This is a genomic window from Weissella paramesenteroides, from assembly GCF_051903945.1.
GTDB lineage: Bacteria > Bacillota > Bacilli > Lactobacillales > Lactobacillaceae > Weissella > Weissella paramesenteroides_A.
This window is the reverse complement of record NZ_CP192268.1, coordinates 832,764-847,982: the sequence shown is the minus strand read 5'-3', so window position 1 is coordinate 847,982 and position 15,219 is coordinate 832,764. Positions and strand designations below refer to the sequence as shown.

General features: G+C 37.3%; 12 protein-coding genes and 1 pseudogene. 2 read left to right on the top strand and 11 right to left on the bottom strand.

From position 1 onward, the window contains the following. The first annotated feature begins 81 nt into the window (after positions 1 to 81). Positions 82 to 1,815: a hypothetical protein gene (locus ACQ4QH_RS03960; RefSeq protein WP_439819334.1), complete on the top strand. Its 1,734-nt coding sequence runs from the start codon at positions 82 to 84 to the stop codon at positions 1,813 to 1,815. Between the two features lie 142 nt (positions 1,816 to 1,957). On the opposite strand, the pseudogene ACQ4QH_RS03955 reads toward ACQ4QH_RS03960, so the two are convergent. The 7 genes and pseudogenes from ACQ4QH_RS03955 to ACQ4QH_RS03925 all read right to left on the bottom strand — a co-directional run bounded on the left by ACQ4QH_RS03955 (position 1,958) and on the right by ACQ4QH_RS03925 (position 11,154). Continuing rightward, positions 1,958 to 3,574 (bottom strand): annotated as a pseudogene (locus tag ACQ4QH_RS03955) (peptide ABC transporter substrate-binding protein). Positions 3,575 to 3,929: 355 nt separating this feature from the next. Then, positions 3,930 to 5,261, bottom strand: a complete 1,332-nt coding sequence (locus ACQ4QH_RS03950; RefSeq protein WP_439819333.1) for a dihydrolipoyl dehydrogenase family protein — start codon at positions 5,259 to 5,261, stop codon at positions 3,930 to 3,932. A 128-nt stretch (positions 5,262 to 5,389) separates the two neighbouring features. Then, on the bottom strand, positions 5,390 to 5,962 hold the full coding sequence (locus ACQ4QH_RS03945; protein ID WP_439819332.1) for a TetR/AcrR family transcriptional regulator: 573 nt from the start codon (positions 5,960 to 5,962) through the stop codon (positions 5,390 to 5,392). Between the two features lie 91 nt (positions 5,963 to 6,053). Next, entirely contained in the window at positions 6,054 to 7,559 is a 1,506-nt protein-coding gene (locus ACQ4QH_RS03940; RefSeq protein WP_150176522.1) for a UDP-glucose--hexose-1-phosphate uridylyltransferase, read from the bottom strand. A gap of 17 nt (positions 7,560 to 7,576) precedes the next feature. Continuing rightward, the gene (locus tag ACQ4QH_RS03935) at positions 7,577 to 8,743 is read right to left on the bottom strand and encodes a galactokinase (protein ID WP_150222802.1); all 1,167 of its coding nucleotides are present in this window, start codon (positions 8,741 to 8,743) and stop codon (positions 7,577 to 7,579) included. 31 nt (positions 8,744 to 8,774) lie between these two features. Beyond that, the gene (locus tag ACQ4QH_RS03930) at positions 8,775 to 10,196 is read right to left on the bottom strand and encodes a glycoside-pentoside-hexuronide (GPH):cation symporter (RefSeq protein ID WP_150222801.1); all 1,422 of its coding nucleotides are present in this window, start codon (positions 10,194 to 10,196) and stop codon (positions 8,775 to 8,777) included. A 142-nt stretch (positions 10,197 to 10,338) separates the two neighbouring features. Continuing rightward, the gene (locus ACQ4QH_RS03925) at positions 10,339 to 11,154 is read right to left on the bottom strand and encodes an AraC family transcriptional regulator (protein WP_150190738.1); all 816 of its coding nucleotides are present in this window, start codon (positions 11,152 to 11,154) and stop codon (positions 10,339 to 10,341) included. A 201-nt stretch (positions 11,155 to 11,355) separates the two neighbouring features. Here ACQ4QH_RS03925 and ACQ4QH_RS03920 point away from each other — a divergent pair, with 201 nt between their 5' ends. After that, positions 11,356 to 12,012, top strand: a complete 657-nt coding sequence (locus ACQ4QH_RS03920; protein WP_131473631.1) for an NAD(P)H-binding protein — start codon at positions 11,356 to 11,358, stop codon at positions 12,010 to 12,012. 125 nt (positions 12,013 to 12,137) lie between these two features. On the opposite strand, the gene ACQ4QH_RS03915 is transcribed toward ACQ4QH_RS03920, so the two are convergent. From ACQ4QH_RS03915 to rpmG, 4 genes are all read right to left on the bottom strand, one after another. Next, on the bottom strand, positions 12,138 to 13,244 hold the full coding sequence (locus ACQ4QH_RS03915; RefSeq protein ID WP_439819331.1) for an SLC13 family permease: 1,107 nt from the start codon (positions 13,242 to 13,244) through the stop codon (positions 12,138 to 12,140). Positions 13,245 to 13,341: 97 nt separating this feature from the next. Then, positions 13,342 to 14,532 carry a class I SAM-dependent methyltransferase gene (locus ACQ4QH_RS03910; RefSeq protein ID WP_439819330.1) on the bottom strand — a complete coding sequence of 397 codons (1,191 nt, stop codon included), beginning with the start codon at positions 14,530 to 14,532 and terminating at the stop codon, positions 13,342 to 13,344. A 147-nt stretch (positions 14,533 to 14,679) separates the two neighbouring features. Beyond that, positions 14,680 to 14,949 carry a 30S ribosomal protein S14 gene (gene rpsN / locus ACQ4QH_RS03905; protein WP_002827333.1) on the bottom strand — a complete coding sequence of 90 codons (270 nt, stop codon included), beginning with the start codon at positions 14,947 to 14,949 and terminating at the stop codon, positions 14,680 to 14,682. 2 nt (positions 14,950 to 14,951) lie between these two features. Next, positions 14,952 to 15,101: a 50S ribosomal protein L33 gene (gene rpmG / locus ACQ4QH_RS03900; protein ID WP_002827335.1), complete on the bottom strand. Its 150-nt coding sequence runs from the start codon at positions 15,099 to 15,101 to the stop codon at positions 14,952 to 14,954. Positions 15,102 to 15,219: the final 118 nt, after the last annotated feature.

Genomic DNA, 15,219 nt, shown 5'->3' with positions numbered 1-15,219 from the left:
ATTCTACTAAAAGCACATTATTGTTACACTATACATAGTCAGGTAATTAAAAATACCCATTAGTATAAATGTGAGGTCAAAATGATTAAAAAACATGCCAAAAACATTCTGATAATTGCTGTATTTGCCTTAATTGTTATTTTTCCGCAAATATACTTCCATAGTTTGATTTTAGGTGCCGATTCACTCTTTCACTTCAATCGTTTCTACGATATGGCTTCACAAATCAATGATCATAATTGGCAGTATTTTGTTTCCATGTATGGTTTTACCCAATCTGGTCGCATTGTCAATGCAATATATGGACCACTACTTGCTTACCTACACGGTTTTATTTTGTGGCTCACCCGGTCATGGTTTCTTTACCAAATTATCTCAGATTTTATGGTGATGCTTATTGCCGGCTGTATGATGTACTATTTACTTGTCCAAAATAAAGTATCTGAACGCTACCTGATGCCACTATCTACACTATATATGCTTAGTTATGTCATTTTTACTTGGACAATATCGCAACAATTTTTAAGTTGGGGAGCCGCCGTCCTACCACTTGGTGTGTCTGTTGCCACGCGTTTAATTAGGGAGAAAGATAATCCAGTAAATATCTTGGAAATGACACTAGCCGTTACTTTGATGTTGCAAACACATGTATTATCATCATTATTATTGATTGTACTCTTAACTGTTTTCTTTATTATCGCTGTTATCCAATCGACAGATAAAAAAATGCTTGTTTCACATACATTAATCGCCGCACTATTTACGATATTTTTAACGGCAAATATTTGGGGCAGTTTTCTTGAAGTATATATGGGAAACCAGCTAATTCCACCTTTTAAAAACAAAAAACCACAGATACGTGGCAGTGTTGCTTTTCCAATTGATAATCTAAAATTATTTTTCCCATATGTCTTACTATTTGGTTATCAAATTTTTATGACATTAATACATTGGCGACATACTAACCTTATCATCCAGACAGTCACACTAATTGGTACTGTTTGCTTAGTATTTTCTTCATCAATTATCCCTTGGAATACCCTTTTTAAAATCCACTTTATTAGTTTATTTCAGTTTCCGTATCGCTTACTGCCAACAGCCATTGTTTTACTTTTATTAGGTCTTGGCCTTACTTTAACCACAAATAATAATTTGCTATTTAATAAAAAGCAGTTATCGTTAATTTTATTAACTGCAATAATCTGTATTTTGGCAAATGACATTGGTATTGTCCATAAAAAAGCTGCTATCTGGCATACACCCAAAGTTCTTGCGGATAAAAATAAGATCCATCAGGATGCCACAAAAACAACCATCCGACAAAGTTTCTACGCCAATAAAAGATTGCATGTCCTACTGGATAGCGTTTGGAAGCCAACACCTGATTATCTACCAGTTAATGGTGAAAAAAAGGTGAAAAAGCCTTATAAAAAATACAATGAACAGATTGCCCGGCGACAATATAGTTTTATTAAGTATGTTGAAAATAAAAAATTATACATTATTTGGCATGCAACGACTCCCAACTATAAAACGATTAATGTCATTAAATATGCACACACGCAATTGAAATTGAACGGCAAATCTTTATCTTCACGCGACTATCAATTAACCGATATTGGTGCTGTCAAAGTACGTAGCAAAGTTGGTGAAAATGTTATGCAATTATCTTATCAACCAGCAAAATGGTTTATGAACTTAATGACCATCAATAAATTAGCCTGGCTTATTCTAACTTGCTACACCATTTATGTTACTTACCAACGAATTAAAAAAGTAGTGCGAGACAAAAATCATTTTGGAGCCCGTGTGTAGCGTGATTTTCACTATCAAAATTATAGACTAATAATTAATACATTTTTAGCATAAAAAAAGAAGTTGGAACAAAAGGAAATGTTCCAACTTCTTTTTACTTTGGCTATTTGTTCAAATAATTTTGGTACGAAACGTAAACCAATTACTTCTTATATGCCCACTTCCAATCGAATGGTGCACCAACTGTGTTTGATACAACACCCTTAACCTTAGTGTTCAATAGTGATGGCTTTGATTGGTAATACAATGGTGCAATTCCAGCATCATCTTGAATAATCTTTTCAGCCTTGGCATAATCTTGGAAACGCTTTGCCTTATCGCTCACATCGGTTGTTTCAGCAGCATTAACTGCGTTGTCATAATCTGCATTCTTCCAACTACCATTGTTGAAGTCTGAATCAGACTTATACAAGTCTAAGAACGTTGATGGATCAGCATAATCAGCACCCCAAAGTGAATTAACAATATCAAACTTCTTAGTCTCTGATAGTGACAAACGTTGCTTAAATGGTACTGTCTTAATCGTTACCTTCAATCCTGGTAGCTTTTCCATTTGTGCCTGAACGAATTCAGCTGAACGCTTTGCTCCATCAGTATCATCAGTCAAGTATTGCAAGGTAATCTTCTTCTTACCAGTTTCCTTCAAGCCTTGCTTCCACAACTTTTTAGCTTCCTTTAGGTCATAACCCGTTGCACTTTTATCAGATGCAACCTTTGCAAAGTCCTTACCTGTTGTTGGATCCTTTGCTAGGTTAGCAGCTGTAAATGAATAGGCTGGCTCACCACTACCAACTAAAATCTTTGATGACATCGTCTCACGGTCAATTGACTTTGACAATGCCTTACGGATGTTCACGTTATTCAAAGGCTTGCGCTTCTCATTAAATTCAAGATAATCAGTTGTTGCTTGTGAAATAACTGTGTAAGCTTTATTTTTCTTTGAAGTTTTAACTTGATCACTTGAAAGGGTTGTGTAATCAACCTTCTTTGACTTGAACAAGTTATAACCTGTATTTTGATCCTTAATCGTTTGTACGGTAATCTTTGGTGTCTTTACAGCACTGGCATCCCAGTAATCAGGATTTCTAACCAAAGAAATCTTGTTATTCGAACCATTCCAGTTCTTCAAGATATATGGTCCAGTTGATAACGTGTACTTAGCTGCTGTTCCGTACTTCTTACCAACCTTTTGAACAAACTTTTCATTTTGTGGATAGAAACCAGCCATTGTTAAAACTGACTCCAATTGTGGCATTTGACGCTCAAGCGTTACTTGTAAGGTCTTATCATCGATTGCCTTAACTCCCAAATCGCTTACAGGCATCTTTCCCTTTTGAATAGCATCAGCGTTCTTAATACCTGAGAATAAGTAAGCATATTGAGAAGCTGTTTTTGGATCATTAGTACGTTGCCAACCGTAAACAAAGTCTTTAGCAGTCACTGGGTCACCATTAGACCACTTCATGTCACGTAAGTGGTAAGTTAAGGTCAATCCGTCAGATGACTTATCTACAGAGGTTGCCGCTGCTAGTTCTGGTGTACCAGTTTTACTAGGACGGTATAAACCTTCACCAGTGGCTTGTAAGTAATTAAAGTCAATGGCAGCTGTTGTCTAAGAAGGATCCATCGTTCCAATATCAGCACCTTCAGTCCAGTTAATCGTCTTATACTTTGCTGCACTGGCTGTTACTGGTACAAAAGTAGATCCTAAAATTACCGCACCAGATAATAAGGCGCTCACCTTTAATGCTTTGTTCATAATCATTCCCCGATTCCTAATCAAATTAATTATGCGTAATAAATTTTTCATAATCATATAATAAACTTAAATCATAGTCAACAGAATTTTTAAATTTATTTTAACGTAAAAATATTATCAAACGATAAATCACAATATAAACGTTGATATACCAACATTTATATATAAAAAGAGCATTCATTTTTATTTTGTACTTTCATTTCATAAACTCATCGTTTTCTCATTTTTAATTTGCTAACAAACACAATGAATCATTGATAAATAACTTTTTACGCAAAAAAGCAACCAAACCCACGCGGAATTCAGTTGCTTAATATTTAAACTATTTAATTGATATTATTGATTGAATTTATTTTTACAATTGACCCCATGCTTGTGAAGCAATTGATGGGAACAAGTAAACCATGCGCTCTAGTTCAGCAGGACCAAACTTAAACTCAATAGCTGGTAGCAATGCATTGATGACATCTTCTGCTTTATTAGATACCTCAGTTGCCCCCACTAATTTGTGGTCAGCATCAAAAATAAGCGTATTGTGACCAATTTGCTCTTTTTCAACTTGACGATACCAATCGCCAGCCAAGTCATTTTCAACAATTGTGTATTTATCTGGATTTGCTTGTGCCTCAGCAACAGTCACTCCAGCCTTGGCAATACGAGGTGAAGTAAAGACAACTGATGGAATTACAGGATATTGAATGGCTTCAGTAGTCTCGCCGGCAAAAGTGTGCATCAAGTAAGTTGACTCAAAGATTGCTGTCGGAGTTAACTTGGGTTGTACCTTATCAATGACATCACCAGAAGCATAGATATTTGAAACTGAAGTACGAAGATGATCATCCACTTCAATACCCTTTTCGTTAAACTTAACGCCAACTTCTTCAAGACCTAGATCTTCAACATTTGGAATTCGTCCAGTTGCATCTAGCACCCAATCAGTATCAATGTTTAACTCACTACCACGAACAACCAAACCATTCGCACCGCCGACAATTGCTTCCACTTCGACTTCACGAATGAATTTCACACCCTTTGATGTCAAATCTTTGATAACTAATTCTACATAAGGTTGGTTGTAAGCTCGAAGTGCCTTATCACCATGCAAAATAACGGTTACTTCTGATCCAGCTGCTTGTGCCATCGTTGCAAATTCCATTGCAATATAACCAGCACCAATAATTGTGACACGCTTAGGCATTTCACTTAGGTTCATAAATTCTTCTGAGTCGTGAGCTAAATCATCACCTGGGATATTCAAACGATTTGGACGAAGCCCCGTTGACAAAACAATATTTTCGGCCGTTTTTTCTTCGCCATTTACTTTAACTGTATGGTTATCAACTAAGGCGCCTCGACCAAATAGGATATCAACGTTTGAAGAATCCAATAATCCTTGAATAAAATCTGGTAACCCAGCAATCACTTCATGCTTATGTGCCTGATTTTCTGACCAGTTAATCGCAACGTCACCAGTTACAATACCGTGAACTTCTTCTAAGTGACGCTTTAAAGCGACTGGAGAATCCAAAACGATTTTGGCGTTACATCCACGATTTGGGCATGTTCCCCCAATTAAGTCTTGTTCGACTACAGCCACCTTCTTACCTTTAGCTGCTAGTGGAATTGCCCCGTCAAACGTCCCATGACCACTACCGATATACAATACATCATAATCATATGCTGTCATTCTGTTTCTTCCTCCCGTGGAATTTACTAAAAATTCTCAATCAGCTGATATCTCTTAAATCAACCGTTACATCCAGTATATAAGAAAAGTATCAGACGTGCATTTATTTTAGCTTAATTTTTTAGTACTTACTTAAAAATTGCCCTTGTTGCCATTGTAATAAACTCTTCAACTTCCAAATCAGAAACTGTTAAACCATTTTGTATCCGTGATTGCAATAACCATTGCATTGGCTGAATTGTCTGTGCCACAATCAAGTCGACACTGCCAGTTACCAATAACTTTTGACGGTATGCCTGTGTAATAACTGTTAACAACTCGTTATTTAATAATGAACCACTATTCTGTAAATCTGCTGGCAAAAATTGTGGATTTGCTAACATTGCTGCTAGAAATTCAACCTCCTTCACATTATTCCTAAAGCGTGCGGCATATTGCCTTAAAATTAGTGCAAATTGCTCTTTAATGGGCAAATCAACTGCGGGCACTGTCATATTATTGATTAGCAAATTTTGGACCTGTTGAAATAATTTCCCCAATAAATCCGCTTTGTTGTCATAATAAACATATGCCGTAGCAACCGATACTCCCGCCCGCTTGGCCATTTTATTAATACTTAAATTGATGATTCCTTGTTCCGCAACTAAATCAATAGCTGCCTTTGATAAAGCTGATATTTTGTTCTCATCTCGTTGTCTCATATCTCTATTCTAGCTTGTTTAACCCAAAAAAATAAGAGTGAACATGTAAATTTCTGTTCACTCTTATCATTTAGTTTTAAAATCAGCTGATTTATTCAGCACTTGCGAGATATTTAATGAAACGGTCTAGTCCTGCTTGACCGTTAGCATCATCCTTATAGACACCAGCATCCTCAAGCACACGAACAAACACTTTACCAACTTCTTCTTGTACAATTTCTGTAACAGTAGTTGGACTTGCTTGACGATCTTGCTTAATTTGTTGTGCCCAAGCACGGTGACCTTCGGCAACTTCATCAAGTGATGCGCGGTCAATTAAGAAATCTTCAACTTTCTGAAGTTCCTTTAAGAGACGTGCAGGCAAAATAGCCAAGCCCATCACTTCAATCAAACCAATGTTTTCTTGCTTAATGTGTTGTACATCTGCATGGGGATGGAAAATTCCCATAGGATAATCTTCAGAAGTCCCATTATCACGAAGAACCAAGTACAACTCGTACTTGCCATCCTTAAACTGAGCAATTGGTGTAACCGTATGTTGACGATCACCCTCAGCACTAGTTGCATGAATCATTAGCTTTTCATCAGAGTACTTTTCCCAAGCACGACGAATAAACTCACTTGCAGCAACAACATCTGCCGCATCAGTCGAAGAAACTCGGAACGCAGTCATCGGCCAGTTCAATACAGCAACTTCAACATTTTCATATTCCGATAAGGCAACCTTTTGCTTCACATCTGCCTTCATCATTGGAAATGCATGACGTCCCGCTTGATAATGTTCTTGTGACAAAATTGATCCACCAACGATTGGTAAGTCAGCATTTGAACCAACCATATACATTGGATAACGCGTCACAATTTGCATCAAACGCGTAAATGTTCGCAGACCCATTTGCATTGGCTGACGTTTGAAGTTCACGAAAATAGCATGTTCTTCAAAATATGCATATGGTGAGTAATGCCAACCCCAAGTTTCATTACTGAAATTTTCACGAATAAAACGATGTGTTAAACGTGGTGCCGCAGTCACTGTACCAAGATATCCTTCGTTAGTATAATCTAACGCAGTTGGTGGATAAGTTGATTTTGGTGCACTAGCGGCTGCTTTAATCTCAGCAGTTGTCTTTTCAGGCTTTGAAAGATTGATCGTAATTTCAATATCACCATACTTTGAATTATGGGTAAAAGCAATATTACGAGCAATGTCCTTCACTTTAACGTTTTCGACTGATTCACTAATAAAGTAGTAATACTTCACTGCTTGTTCAGGATCAACCTTATACAAACGCTCAAACTCAGCTGCCAATACATCTGGTGTTGGTGTCACAATATTTAGCAATTCCGTACGATCAATGGCTGCTTGCCATCCCATTTCAAAATCAGTATCTTGGACTGCAATCAATTGATCAGCTAAATCACTTAAATTAGTGTCTGTATGACCTGTCAAACCTTGAACCAGGCTAGTAGCACCCAGCTTGGCTAACACAAGATTCGTCCGATAAACCGTTTCAGCTTCTGAATAAGCATGCATGGCTACTCCCCACGCAACGAAATCCATTACAGCTTGACTTTGTTCTTCATTCAATGACTTCATTTTAAAACTTCGGCCTCCTACAAGGCATGGGTACCATCAACAATATCAGCGACAAAGAATGATGCTTGATAACCAATCTTTTCATCATAAACTTTACCAACAGCTGCAGCAAAGTTATCAGCTTCAGATTTAGCAACTAGCGCAATTGCACTACCACCAAATCCAGCACCAGTCATACGAGCACCTAAGACACCTGGTTGTGCCATCGCAGCTGAAACTAAGGTATCTAACTCAATACCTGTCACTTCGTAATCGTCACGTAATGAATTATGTGACTCTGTCAATAATTCACCAAAGCGCTTCATATCATGTTCTGATAAGGCTTTCTTTGCCAACACAGTACGTTCATTTTCAGCAACGGCATGACGAGCACGACGTTGGTTAACTGGGCTGCTGATATGATCAACAATCTTTTCAAATTCTTCAGTCGTCAAATCACCTAATGACTTAATATCAGCGACAGCTTGTAATTCTTCAAGTGCCTTTTGTGTTTCAGCACGACGCTCGTTGTACTTTGAATCTACCAATTCACGCTTTTTGTTGGTGGTCATGATAACTAGCTCATAGTCACCAAAATCAGCTGGCACCATTTCGTAGTCCATTGTGTTTGTATCCAAGAAAATTGCTTGCTTCTCTTGACCAAAGGCAACGGCAAATTGATCCATGATTCCAGTTTGAAGACCAAGATAGTCATTTTCTACTGCTTGACCAAGCTTTACCAATGACAAGGTATCCATACCAAAATCAAACAAATCATTCAACATAACACCAATTAACAACTCTAATGATGCTGATGATGACAAACCAGAAGCAGTTGGCATATCACCAACAATGGCTAGATTAAATCCACGTGGTACTTCATGACCCAGTTTACTTAATTCACTGATCACACCGCGTACATACTTTACCCAACTATCATATTGACGAAGTTTCAAATCATCCTTTGCAAAAGAAACCATGCCAGCATCCTTGAAGTTTGCTGAAAATGCATGAATTTCATTATCATCACGAAGTGAAACTGCTGCGTATGTTCCAACACTAATAGCAGCTGGGAACACATGACCACCATTGTAATCAGTATGCTCACCAATTAAGTTAACACGACCTGGTGAGAAGAAAAAGTGTTCTGCTGGATGACCAAAACGACGCTCGAATGATTCACCTAATTCTTTTGTAAGAGTCATAATTAAATACCTTTAAAATTCCTTTTTTAAATTAATTCTTTTCTGCTTCTTCTTTACGTAAACGTTCCTCAAGTTGACGAACGATTTCAGCATGCTTCTTTTCAGTCAACTTAACCTTGAACCAGTAAATAAGTACTGAGATGATAATCAAAGCGATTGGAATATAGAACATAAACAAGTTAAATGATTGCATACCAGCGGCAGTGATATCTTCAGGCTTTGCTGAACCAGTCATACCTGCAGCAACAGCGGCAATACCAACGATACCATTTGCAAAGGCACCAGCTAACTTGTCAATCAATGGACGTAGTGACAATGTCACTGATTCATTACGAACACCTAACTTCAATTGTCCATACTCAACAGAGTCAGTAATTGTCATCAAAACAACCAAGAACAAGATTGGATATGGTGAGAAGAACAACGTAATAGCTAGCAATACCAATGGCAAGCTATTTGATGAGAATAGGAACAGTGCATAACCAACAAGCATGATGATTGCACCTGTCGTAAAGATCGTACGACGTGAGAAAAACTTTGATAATGTTGGGAAGATCGCAACGGCAATAATTCCTTCAATAGCTGTAAAGATTCCAACTAAGTAGAACTTGTCCCCTGCACCCATGACATACTTGAAGTAGTACAACAACATTGAGTTAGTTGAAACGTAAGCTAGGGCAAACAAGAAGTATGACAATGCTTGCCACATCAATTGATCGTTCTTGGCTACGGCAGTAAAGATCGCCTTAATACCTGACTTTTCAGTGTTCTTACGGATGATGTTATCTTCTTCTTTAGTTCCCCAAACCGTTAGCATAACACCAAGATAAGCAACAACAGCGATAACAATTGCGAACCAGAACCATCCAGTCTTAGTTTCAGCATGTGAACCAACAAATGCTAGTGAGAACATTGTTACCAAAGGAATAACAACAATTTGTACACCTTGTTGACCTAAGGTTGATCCGAAACGAGCAATTGTTCCAAACTTTTCACGCTTCTTACTATCCAATGACAAGGCTGGTAACATTGACCAGAAAGCCACGTCCTTGAATGAATAGAAAGCATCCAAAGTAATGAATACAATTCCAAACAAGACAATGTATAGTACTGGGTGGCTAACGTTTAATCCACCAAAGTCGGTAAAGATAACAACCAATAGAATTGAACTGATTAATCCAGCAACAACCAACCATGGCTTAAACTTTCCCCAACGTGTACGTGTGTTATCAACAACACCACCAATAACTGGGTCGAAAATAATTTCTACAATACGAAGTGCAACAATCAAACCAGTGACCCAACCGATCATCTTGTCGTTAAACCCTGCATCCGAAGTGTTAAACAACTGACTTGTCACGAACATCATAAAGTATGTACTTAATGTTGCATAAAATGCATCGTGACCAAAAGCTCCTGCCGCGTAGGACAAGTACTGTTTTACCTGTTTCATAATATAATTCCTCCAAAGCACATCTGTGCATATCTACATTATTAATGATAAAGCGCTTTCAAAATTATATTTGCTTAATTTGAACCAAAAAAAAGGACAAATTGAAATTATGCTCACTTTATTTCAAATTGATTTTTTGTCATTATGTTTGCCATTTTCTAAAATTAAGTGGTGTTACGCCAGTTTCTCGCTTAAAAATTCGACTGAAATATGCGGCATCACGAAAGCCACTTTCGTTGGCAACAGCGACAACGCGCAGATGTTTTTGAGAAACTAATAATTTCTTAGCATGGCTAATCCTAATTTGAAGTAAGTACTCTTGTGGGCTCAGATGCATAATTTTTTGAAACACCCGATCTAAATATTGTGGTGTCACATTTAAATGTTTTGCGACTGATGTAATCGTCAATTGCGTCGCAAAATTTTCAGACATATAGGTCATAGCTGGTTTAACATAGCGAATAAAATCAGGATGATTAACATTGACATGATATGATTCTTCACGTCCCAATGATAACAGTAGATAATACGATAAAGCTGATACCCATTCATTATCGACTGGATTTGAGTCTAATGTTGCAATAATCTTTTCCACTTGCTGGACAAACTCAACCCCTCTTTCAGGAGGGATATAGACATAATCGTGATTCATCATTTGTTGATTAAAATCATCCGCAAATTTTCCTTGGAAAGTCACAAAAATCACTTCCCACGGCTCATTGATATTAGCTGATTCATAGCGATGGGCAACGCCAGGAGATACTAATACACCTGCTTTTTCTGGTAAAACCAAGTGTGTATCACCAATCCAAAAGTCACCAACCCCTTTCTCGGTTTGCAACCAATGAAAGTGTGGAAATCCCTGATATCTAATAATTTGATCCTGTGGCCATTCGGCACCGATATGTTCAACTGTGACCGGAAAATCATTAGCATCTAAATTAAAATAGGCACGCATATATTTTCCTCACTTTGTTCTTAGCAATGTCACTATTCATGATATCTCCACTATCGAATTTGATACTTATATAATTAGACATCTACTCATTATTTTAGCTTATTACTGAAATTTTTCATAATTTTGATTTGTGCAATTTGCTTTTTTTAATTTTTACTTATAAAATGTAATTAAATAGTATTATTAATTGGGAGGTTTTTTATGACTAAAGTTGGTATTATTGGTGCTACTGGTATGGCGGGTTCAGCAACATTTAAAGCTGCTCAAAACGCTGGTCTTGATGTCACAGCAATTGTCCGCAATGCCGATAAGGCAAAACAAAATTTAGGTTCCGATATTCAAATTCTCGAAACCGATGCTTTTAATTTAACAAAATCTGATTTAGAGCAATTTGATGTCGTTGTAGATGCTTTTGCAACCGCACCAGAACAGGCCTATCTGCATACAGATTTAGCGGCACATTTAGTTGCTGTACTTCGTGAAACAGATTCACCACGGTTAATCTTTATTTTGGGTGCCGGTAGCTCATTTGTTGGCAATGGTGAGCAACGCCACTATGCCTATGATGATATCAAAGCTGATCCAAACAATGCTGCTTGGCAAAGCATTCCAGAAAACCAACTATATGAGTTGAATTTCTTAAAGGACGTTAAAAATGTTAACTGGACTGGTATTTCTCCAGGACAACTATTTGTCCCAGGAGAGTTAGCAACAAAAATACTTTATGGTAAAGATGACATGCTATTTGATGAACAGGGACGTTCACAAACAACTAGTGAGACAATGGCCAAGGCCATTATTGACGAAATCATTACCCCCGCTCATAAGCAAGAGCGTTTTATCGTAACAAACGGTTAAAATTTAATTATCTTTCGGGATACAATAAAGGTTGGAACAAAAGTAAATGTTCCAACCTTTTTTAGTTAAAAATGTCTTAATTATAAGCGTACAAATTTTATAGCATAAATAGCTTTTGTCACACTCTATCCAATGGCTAGTATTAAAAATCCCAATAAGATAAAAATAATTAGCAATAATAAATTAATAGTCATTAACCTAAGCGAGAAATTGTCATTCTTCTCGCCAACTTGTCGCCGATATTGACGCCATGCCAACAAATTAGCCAATGAGGCAATAAGTGTGCCTAACCCACCAATTGAAACACCTAGATACACTGCATATACGCGATTAGTAAATGCACTCAATAAAACAGCTGCTGGTACATTACTAATAAATTGACTAAGTATCACCCCTGAAATAAATGATCCGTTAACCGTTTGCGTAAGTCCTTTAAATAACGAGACAATCATTGGTATGCGACTTAGTACACCCACAATTAAAAATAATTCAATAAACAAAATAATAATGCCATAGTCTACATGCAAAAAACTTTTTCTATTAATGATTAGAGTTAAGACAATACTGACTAATAATGAGACCATAATGGGTACCAAGTGTAACAAACCCGCTAAAACAACTAGACTACCAACAACTAACAAAATCGTTTGTTTGGTCCTAATAACTGGTAAATCAAGAGTTAATTGTTCTAGTCTTTCTGAGCGAAAAAACAAACTACTTAGCAGCACAAGCATCAAACTAATTAATCCCAGCGGTAGTGACATCTGAAAAAAGGAACCGATTTGTAAATGATAATGACTACTTAGGTAGATATTCTGCGGATTACCAAAAGGTATTACGGAGCTACCTAAATTAGCAAACACTGTTAATAAAATGATTGGTAGGACCGCTTTAACATGAATTTTTTGTGCAATAACTACAAAGATAGGAATAAATGTGATGATGGCCACATCATTTGTTAAAAACATCGCACTAAAGAAAACTAATAGAAATACAGTTAGTTGCACTTGCCGTGTGGTTTGGCACTTTCTAATAATTGAAATTGCGATATATTTCAACAGCCCCTCTTCTTCATATAGGTTGATGACAATCATTAATGACAGCAATGCAAGTATCGTTTGCATGTCAATGTCTTGTAACTGAATGTTGCCAAAAAACAAACTGATGATGAACAACGCTGTCGTTACCCACAATGTACGATCGTTGAGAATTTTATAAATGAGTGTATGCATACGCTATTTTCCTTATTATTTTTAGCATAAAAAGGTTGGAACAGCTGCTTTTGTTCCAACCTTTATAAATCATTTTATTCTATCATACATGCAAGATTTAATCTCTGGCTGTCATGAAGGCACGATTCATTGGCAATCCTTGACCTGAAGCACCCTTTGTCATTAAGAATTGCATGACATCAATGTTACCGGCTTCAAATGAAGCTGCACAAGCCTGCAAATACAGATCCCACATACGAGCAAATTCTTCGCCATATTCACTAATCGTTTCATCATAAACTTTATGATAATTCTCAGTCCAGTGTTCTAGCGTTTTTTGATAGTGTCGCCGCAATGGTTCAATATCGTCCAATTGCAAGCCAGCGTCTAAGACGTGTGTCACATTCTCAGCTATATTTGGAATATAACCACCTGGGAAAATGTACTTTTCAATAAATGGATCCACACCTGCCCCATAATGTTGCCCTGTAATACCATGAATTAATGCCCGACCATTTGGTACCAAATATTTCGCAACATCTTTAAAGTACTCACCCAAGTTTTCCTTACCAACATGCTCAAACATACCCACAGACGTGACATAGTCAAACTGTTGGTCAATGTCACGGTAATCCTTTAGCATAACATGTACTTTATCTTCCAAGCCTAATTCCTTTACTTGTTGCAAGGTATAGGCATATTGCTCCTCAGAAAGCGTCACACCGTAACTTTCTAACCCATACTCTTGGGCAGCAGTAATAATAAGCGTTCCCCAACCTGAACCAATATCAAGCAATGTCTTGCCTGGTTCACTATTTAACTTATCCAAAATGTGATGTACTTTGGCAATTTGTGCCTCTTCAAGCGTCATATTATCACGCGCCCAGTAGGCACATGAATAAGTCATCGTATCATCTAACCATTTTTTATAAAAATCATTACCAATATCATAATGACTTTGAATATCTTCTTTAGATGTTTCTTTATCATGCGAAGAAGTAAACTTGCTGATCAATGATCCTGTAAACCCACTTTGATCGGTTAAGAAGCTATCTGCTTGTCGATACGCTGCGGTGACAAGATCTTGAATGCTACCATCAATTTCAATATCACGTTTCATATACGCTTCAGCTACCTCTAATGTTGGCACCTTCGCCATCCGTTTTAAATCAAGTTTCTTATTGAATGTAATATGAATTTGTGGCAGCCCATCACCATAATTTTCAGTCTTGCCATCCCAGTATGTCACCATGATTGGCATATCAAACGCACTTGCAAGAAGCTTATTTAAAACCTTTTTTTGTAACATCTCTTTTCACACCTCGCAATAAAAATATACTTCTATTGTATACCCTGGTGTCAAGTTTTGCTGATTAACTGCTTTAAAAAACATTTTTATGCAAAAAAAGAGTATCCACAATAAAGCGGATACTCTTTTTGCTTTATGGTAAAAATTTTACCATGAAGCCTTCTTAACACCAGGAATTTGACCCTTGTGTGCCAAGTCACGGAAGTTCAAACGTGACATACCAAACTCACGCATGTATGCACGTGGACGACCATCAATCTTGTCACGACGGTGGATACGAACAGGTGAAGCGTTGCGAGGCAACTTTGACAACCCAACGTAATCACCAGCAGCCTTTAGTTCAGCACGCTTTGCAGCGTACTTCTCTACAGTTGCTTCGATCTTCTTTTCCTTAGCGATCTTTGACTTTTTAGCCATGATTACTTTACCTCCTTGAACACAGTAACGCGACGCAACTTTGGAGAATACTTCTTTAACTCCAAACGGTCTGGCGTGTTACGACGGTTCTTAGAAGTCAAGTAGATACGCTCACCAGTTTCGGCGGCTTCTAATAAAATGTTAATGCGCATTAACATAACTCCTTGAATTTATTTGTAGGGTGCCCCCTACCACTAATTTGAACGACAGGATTAGCTGCATTGGGCTAATCCCCAAGCTTGCGCCGTTACAATATAGCTAGTAAATTAC